The sequence below is a fragment of the Ramlibacter sp. genome (genome assembly GCF_028292805.1).
Taxonomy (GTDB): Bacteria; Pseudomonadota; Gammaproteobacteria; order Burkholderiales; family Burkholderiaceae_C; genus Ramlibacter.
Genome location: NZ_JAQGLS010000040.1, coordinates 1 through 4,708, shown reverse-complemented (window position 1 = coordinate 4,708; position 4,708 = coordinate 1). Strand labels below are relative to the sequence as shown.

The 4,708-nt window shown below is 69.9% G+C and carries 5 protein-coding genes and 2 pseudogenes; 1 reads left to right on the top strand and 6 read right to left on the bottom strand.

Going from position 1 to position 4,708, the window contains the following annotated elements; translation table 11 throughout:
• Nucleotides 1-1,104: pseudogene (locus JWP65_RS02065) on the bottom strand (excinuclease ABC subunit A); the annotation flags it as partial.
• An 87-nt stretch (nucleotides 1,105-1,191) separates the two neighbouring features.
• Between JWP65_RS02065 and JWP65_RS02060 the strand changes: the two are divergent.
• Entirely contained in the window at nucleotides 1,192-1,776 is a 585-nt protein-coding gene (locus JWP65_RS02060) for a DUF2889 domain-containing protein (protein WP_299759861.1), read from the top strand.
• Between the two features lie 373 nt (nucleotides 1,777-2,149).
• On the opposite strand, the gene JWP65_RS02055 is transcribed toward JWP65_RS02060, so the two are convergent.
• The 5 genes and pseudogenes from JWP65_RS02055 to JWP65_RS02035 form a co-directional block, all read right to left on the bottom strand.
• Nucleotides 2,150-2,881, bottom strand: a complete 732-nt coding sequence (locus tag JWP65_RS02055) for an enoyl-CoA hydratase (protein WP_299759867.1) — start codon at nucleotides 2,879-2,881, stop codon at nucleotides 2,150-2,152.
• Nucleotides 2,784-3,509 carry a 2-hydroxychromene-2-carboxylate isomerase gene (locus tag JWP65_RS02050; RefSeq protein WP_299759865.1) on the bottom strand — a complete coding sequence of 242 codons (726 nt, stop codon included), beginning with the start codon at nucleotides 3,507-3,509 and terminating at the stop codon, nucleotides 2,784-2,786. Before JWP65_RS02050 ends, JWP65_RS02055 begins: the two co-directional genes overlap by 98 nt.
• A 42-nt stretch (nucleotides 3,510-3,551) precedes the next feature.
• A pseudogene (locus JWP65_RS02045) lies at nucleotides 3,552-3,770 on the bottom strand (SDR family NAD(P)-dependent oxidoreductase); the annotation flags it as partial.
• A 5-nt stretch (nucleotides 3,771-3,775) separates the two neighbouring features.
• Nucleotides 3,776-4,585: a thioesterase family protein gene (locus JWP65_RS02040; RefSeq protein ID WP_299759860.1), complete on the bottom strand. Its 810-nt coding sequence runs from the start codon at nucleotides 4,583-4,585 to the stop codon at nucleotides 3,776-3,778.
• Between the two features lies 1 nt (nucleotide 4,586).
• A partial coding sequence (locus JWP65_RS02035) for a hypothetical protein (RefSeq protein WP_299759863.1) occupies nucleotides 4,587-4,708 on the bottom strand: 122 nt, incomplete at its 5' end.

Below are 4,708 nucleotides of genomic sequence, written 5' to 3'. Positions count from 1 at the left end.
GCCGGCGGCCACGCGCTGGCGCGCCGCGCTGCGCGAATCGGCGCGCGTGAGTATGTCACCGTGGTTCGTCGCCTGCGGCAGCCGGCCCGCGGCCACCGGGCGCAGGATCTCCACCACCGCGTCGATGGGCAACTGCGCCAGCGCGCCGATGTCCTGGCCAGCGAAGGTGACGGACAAGGCTTCGGGCTTGAGCCGCTTGCCGTGGCAGGCCGGGCACAGGGCGCCGACCATGAAGCCGGACACGCGCTTTTTCATCATCGCGCTCTGGCTGCCGGCGAAGGTGTGCAGCACGTAGTTGCGGGCGCTGGTGAACGTGCCCATGTAGCTGGGCTCCAGCTTCGCGCGCAAGGCCTGCTTGGTTTCCTTGGGCGTGAAGCCGGCGTACACCGGCACGGTGGGCGTCTCGTCGGTGTAAAGGATCCAGTCGCGGTCCTTGCGCGGCAGCTCGCGCCAAGGCTTGTCGACGTCGTAACCCAGCGTCACCAGGATGTCGCGCAGGTTCTGGCCATGCCAGGCCGGCGGCCAGGCGGCGATCGCCCGCTCGCGGATCGACAGCGAATCGTCCGGCACCATCGACGCTTCGGTGGCGCCATAGGTGCGGCCCTGGCCGTGACAGCGCGGGCAGGCGCCTTGCGGCGTGTTGGGCGAGAAATCTTCGGCGAACAGCATGGGCTGGTCGGGCGGGTAGTGGCCCACGCGCGAATACAGCATCCGCAGCACGCTGGAGATGGTGGTGACGCTGCCGACCGACGAGCGCGTGCTCGGCTGGCCGCGCTGCTGCTGCAACGCCACGGCGGGCGGCAGCCCGTCGATGGAATCGACGTCCGGCACGCCCACCTGGTCGATCAGCCGGCGCGCATAAGGGGAAACCGATTCCAGGTAGCGGCGCTGCGCTTCCGCATACACGGTGCCGAAGGCCAGCGACGACTTGCCCGAACCGGAGACGCCGCTGAACACCACCAGTGCGTCGCGCGGGATGTCGACGTCCACGTCCTGCAGATTGTGCTCGCGGGCGCCGCGCACGCGCACGAAGCCTTGTCTGGCGGCGGCCGGCTCCCCGGGGTCGGCGTCGGACGCGCCGGCGCTCTTGCGTTCTTTTGCCATGCTCCAGCCACGGTAGGGCCGCGCCGCGCAAAGGGTCGTCGGAGGAAGCCGAAAGTGCTGTAGTCCGCGCCGCCCTAAGATGGGTGGATGTCCGAGTTGCCCATGCCCGCCCCGCGCCGTCCCATCCATGTCCGCCGCATCACGTTCGAAGGATTCCTGCGCGACGACGGCCTGTGGGACATCGACTGCGCGCTGAGCGACACCAAGGCCATGCGCATCGAGATGCGCGAACGCGGCGTGCTGGAGCCGGGCGAGCCGGTCCACCTGCTGCGCGTGCGGCTGACGATCGACGACCGCTTGACCATCCGCGACATCCAGACCGCCGCCCGCGCCACCCCGTTCCCCGAGTGCCAGAGCGCGGCCGACATGCCGATGCGCAAGCTGGTCGGCCTGACCATGGGCCCGGGCTGGCGCAAGGCCATCGACGGCGCGATCGGCGGCGTGGCCGGCTGCACCCATCTGCGCGAGCTGGTGTTCAACGCGGCGACCGCGGCGTTCCAGATGATCCCGCACTACCGCGAGACGCAGAACGACACCCCGAATCCGCCCGGCGTCACCGGCGACAAGCCGCCGTTCTACATGGGGCAGTGCATGACGTGGGCCTTCGAAGGAGCGGTGGTGCAGCGGCTGGCACCGAAATTCTTCCGGGTTGCGGTCAACAAGGACGCATGACGGCAACGGCCGGCGGCGGAGGCCGCGAACGGCCCCACTGCCAGGGCGACCGGCGCGCGCCGTGACGGTCAGGACAGGCCCGCCGCCCGCTCCAGCAACAGCTCATCAGGCGCAACAGGTCATCGCCGATGTCGTCCTGCCTTGCCGCATCCAGCGCATCGACGAAGTCCTGCACGACCAGCGCCTCCCGTGCCGGCAGGTCCAGCCCGAGTTGTTCCAGCTTCTCGCCCCGCCACCACCCCGGCGGCCGGGGTCCCAACTGCCAGCTTGTGCCATCTCTTCATGAAGGACTCCGGCAAGAAGATTGCCGCGCCATCGAATGCAGGTCGCGCCGCGGCCAGGCGGCGGCCTTCCAGGTAGGCCGTGGCGCCGGTCAGACCCCGGAGAAGTCCGGCCGCCGCTTTTCCATGAAGGCGGTGAAGGCTTCCTTGGCCGCCGGCTCCTGCAGCATGCGACCAAAGCTGGCGCCCTCGTCGGCCATTTGCTGCAGCACCAGCTGCTGCTGGCCCTTCTTCATCAGGCGCTTGGTTTCCACCAGGGCGCTGAGCGGCTTGGCCGCCAGCTTCCTGGCCTGGGCCTGGGCATAGCCATTGGTCTCCATCGGCGGCACCACGCGGTTGACCAGGCCCACTTCCAGCGCGGCCTCTGCCATGAACGGCTCGCCCAGCAGCAGCGCCTCGGCCGCGCGGTGGTAGCCGAGCATCTGCGGCACGAGCAGGCTGGAAGCCGCCTCCGGGCACAGGCCCAGGTTCACGAACGGCATGGAAAAGGCCGCGTTGTCGCCGGCATAGACCAGGTCGCAATGCAACAGCATGGTGGTGCCGATGCCGACGGCCGGCCCGCACACCGCCGCCAGCAGCGGCTTGGGAAAGCTGGCGATGCCGCGCAGGAAGCGGAACACCGGCGCGTCCTGGCCGGCCGGCGGCTGGTTCAGGAAGTCGCCGATGTCGTTGCCGGAGCTGAACACCGTCTCGTGCCCTTGCAGCACGACCACCCGCACGGACGCGTCATCCTGGGCGGCGGTCAAGGCATCGGCCATGGCGCCGTACATGGCGGCCGTGAGCGAGTTCTTGCGCGCCAGCCGGTTCAGGGTGATGGTGGCCACGCCGGCTTCGGTGTGGACGAGGATGTCTTGGTCGTTGCTCATTTTGCGATCGCCTCCTGGACGAAATCGAGGCGGTCCTGCCCCAGTACATCTGCTTGCCGACGAGGAAGGTGGGCGCGCCGAACCCGCCGCGCTCCACCGCCTCCTGCGTCACTTTCTTCATTTTGTCCTTGACGGCCGGATCGGCCGCCAGCGCCTGCAGCTGCTGGGTGTCGAAGCCCGCGCCTTGCAGCACCGCGGCCACCGCGGCCGCCGCGGCCACTTCGTTCATGTTGCGGCCTTCGACCCAGATCGCGCGGAACACCGTGTCCAGGTAGGCGCGCAAGCGCCCCGGCTCGCGCATCTGCAGGCCGATCGCACCGCGCATCAGTGTCAGCGTTCTGATCGGGAAAGCGGGTTGTGGCTGAACTCCACTCCGTAGCGTTGGGGCAAAGCGCTGCAGGTCGTCCTGCATGTACTTGCCCCTGGCCACCACCTGCATCGGCCAGCGGTTGCCCGTAGCCTGGAACACGCCACCCAGCAGGAACGGCTTGTACTCCACCTCGGCGCCGGTGGCGCGCAGCAGGCGCGGCAGCTGGATCCAGGCCAGGTCGGCCGCCGGGCTGCCGACGTCGAACCAGAACTCCACGTGCGTGGCGACGGTGCCGATGCGCTGCTCGATGTCCGCGAACAGCGCCACCACGTCGTCTTCCTTGCGGGCGTCGGTGACCAAGCCATGGGCCTGGCCGCCCTCGGCGCGGATCGCATCCAGCAGCGGCTGCAGCACGTCGGCGGAACGGCGCACCGTACAGACGGTGTGGCTGCCGCGCGCCAAGTGGCGCGCGATGGCGCCGCCGGTGGCATCGCCGGCGCCGACGATCCCCGCGACCGGGGCGTTCGCAGACGTCATGAACCTCATTCCCTGTAGTAGACCACCTGGTGGGTGGTGGCCAGCAGGTCGCCGGCCTCGTTCCACAATTGTCCACCGTGGTCGAAAAAGCCGCCGGCAAAGCCCTGGCCGCGCGCCTGCACCAGCAGGAAGCCGCTGCCGTAAGCGGCCAGCTGCGCCGCATCGGCGTGGAAGTAGACCGTCATGCTCACCGTGCCCATGGGCACCAGCTTGGCCCGGCGCAGCCAGACGCGCGGAAAGAAGATGTCGGCCATCGCCGTGAGCGAGGCGAAGTCGAGCGGGCGCAGCGGCTCGTCGCGCACCCACAATCGGGTCAGGCTCTGGTCGCTGGTGCGGCCGTCCCAGACGTCGGGCACCTTGCCTTGGAGGAAGCGCATCTCGTAGCGCTGCAGCCACTCGACGCCGTGCTGCGCCGTGCGCGCCACGTCCAGCGGCCGCGGCACCTCGGGCATGGCCGCCTCGTGGCCGCCCCAGGCGTCGCGCCGCACGGCGGTGACCACGGTAGCCGTCACCACCACCTGCCCGCCTTGCAGCAGCTCGACGATCCAGTGCTGGGTCGAGCGGTTGGTGCGCGCGGCGCGCGGCCGCAGCACGAACGGCCCGTCGGCGACGGCGGCGGCGTAGTTGACGGTCAGCGCCAGCGGATCGCCCAGCCGGTCCGGGTGCCCCAGCACCGCGTTGAGCACCTGCGCCGCGGTGATGCCGCCGTAGGGCCCGATCATGTTGGCGTAGGCCGCACTGGTACTGCCCCGCCACTCGCCTTCGCCGTGCGGCGCGAGCGCGATGGCCGTGTCGAACAGGTGCGCCTGGCTCACGTCAGACCCGCTCGAAAATGCCGGCCGCGCCCTGGCCCATGCCGACGCACATGGTCACCATGCCGTACTTGAGCTTCCTGCGCCGCAAGGCATGCACCACGGTGGCGGACCGGATCGCGCCGG

Excerpts from the sequence above, each read along its gene's own strand:
- JWP65_RS02060 (WP_299759861.1), top strand. The coding sequence starts at position 1,192 with ATGTCCGAGTTGCCCATGCCCGCCCCGCGCCGTCCCATCCATGTCCGC.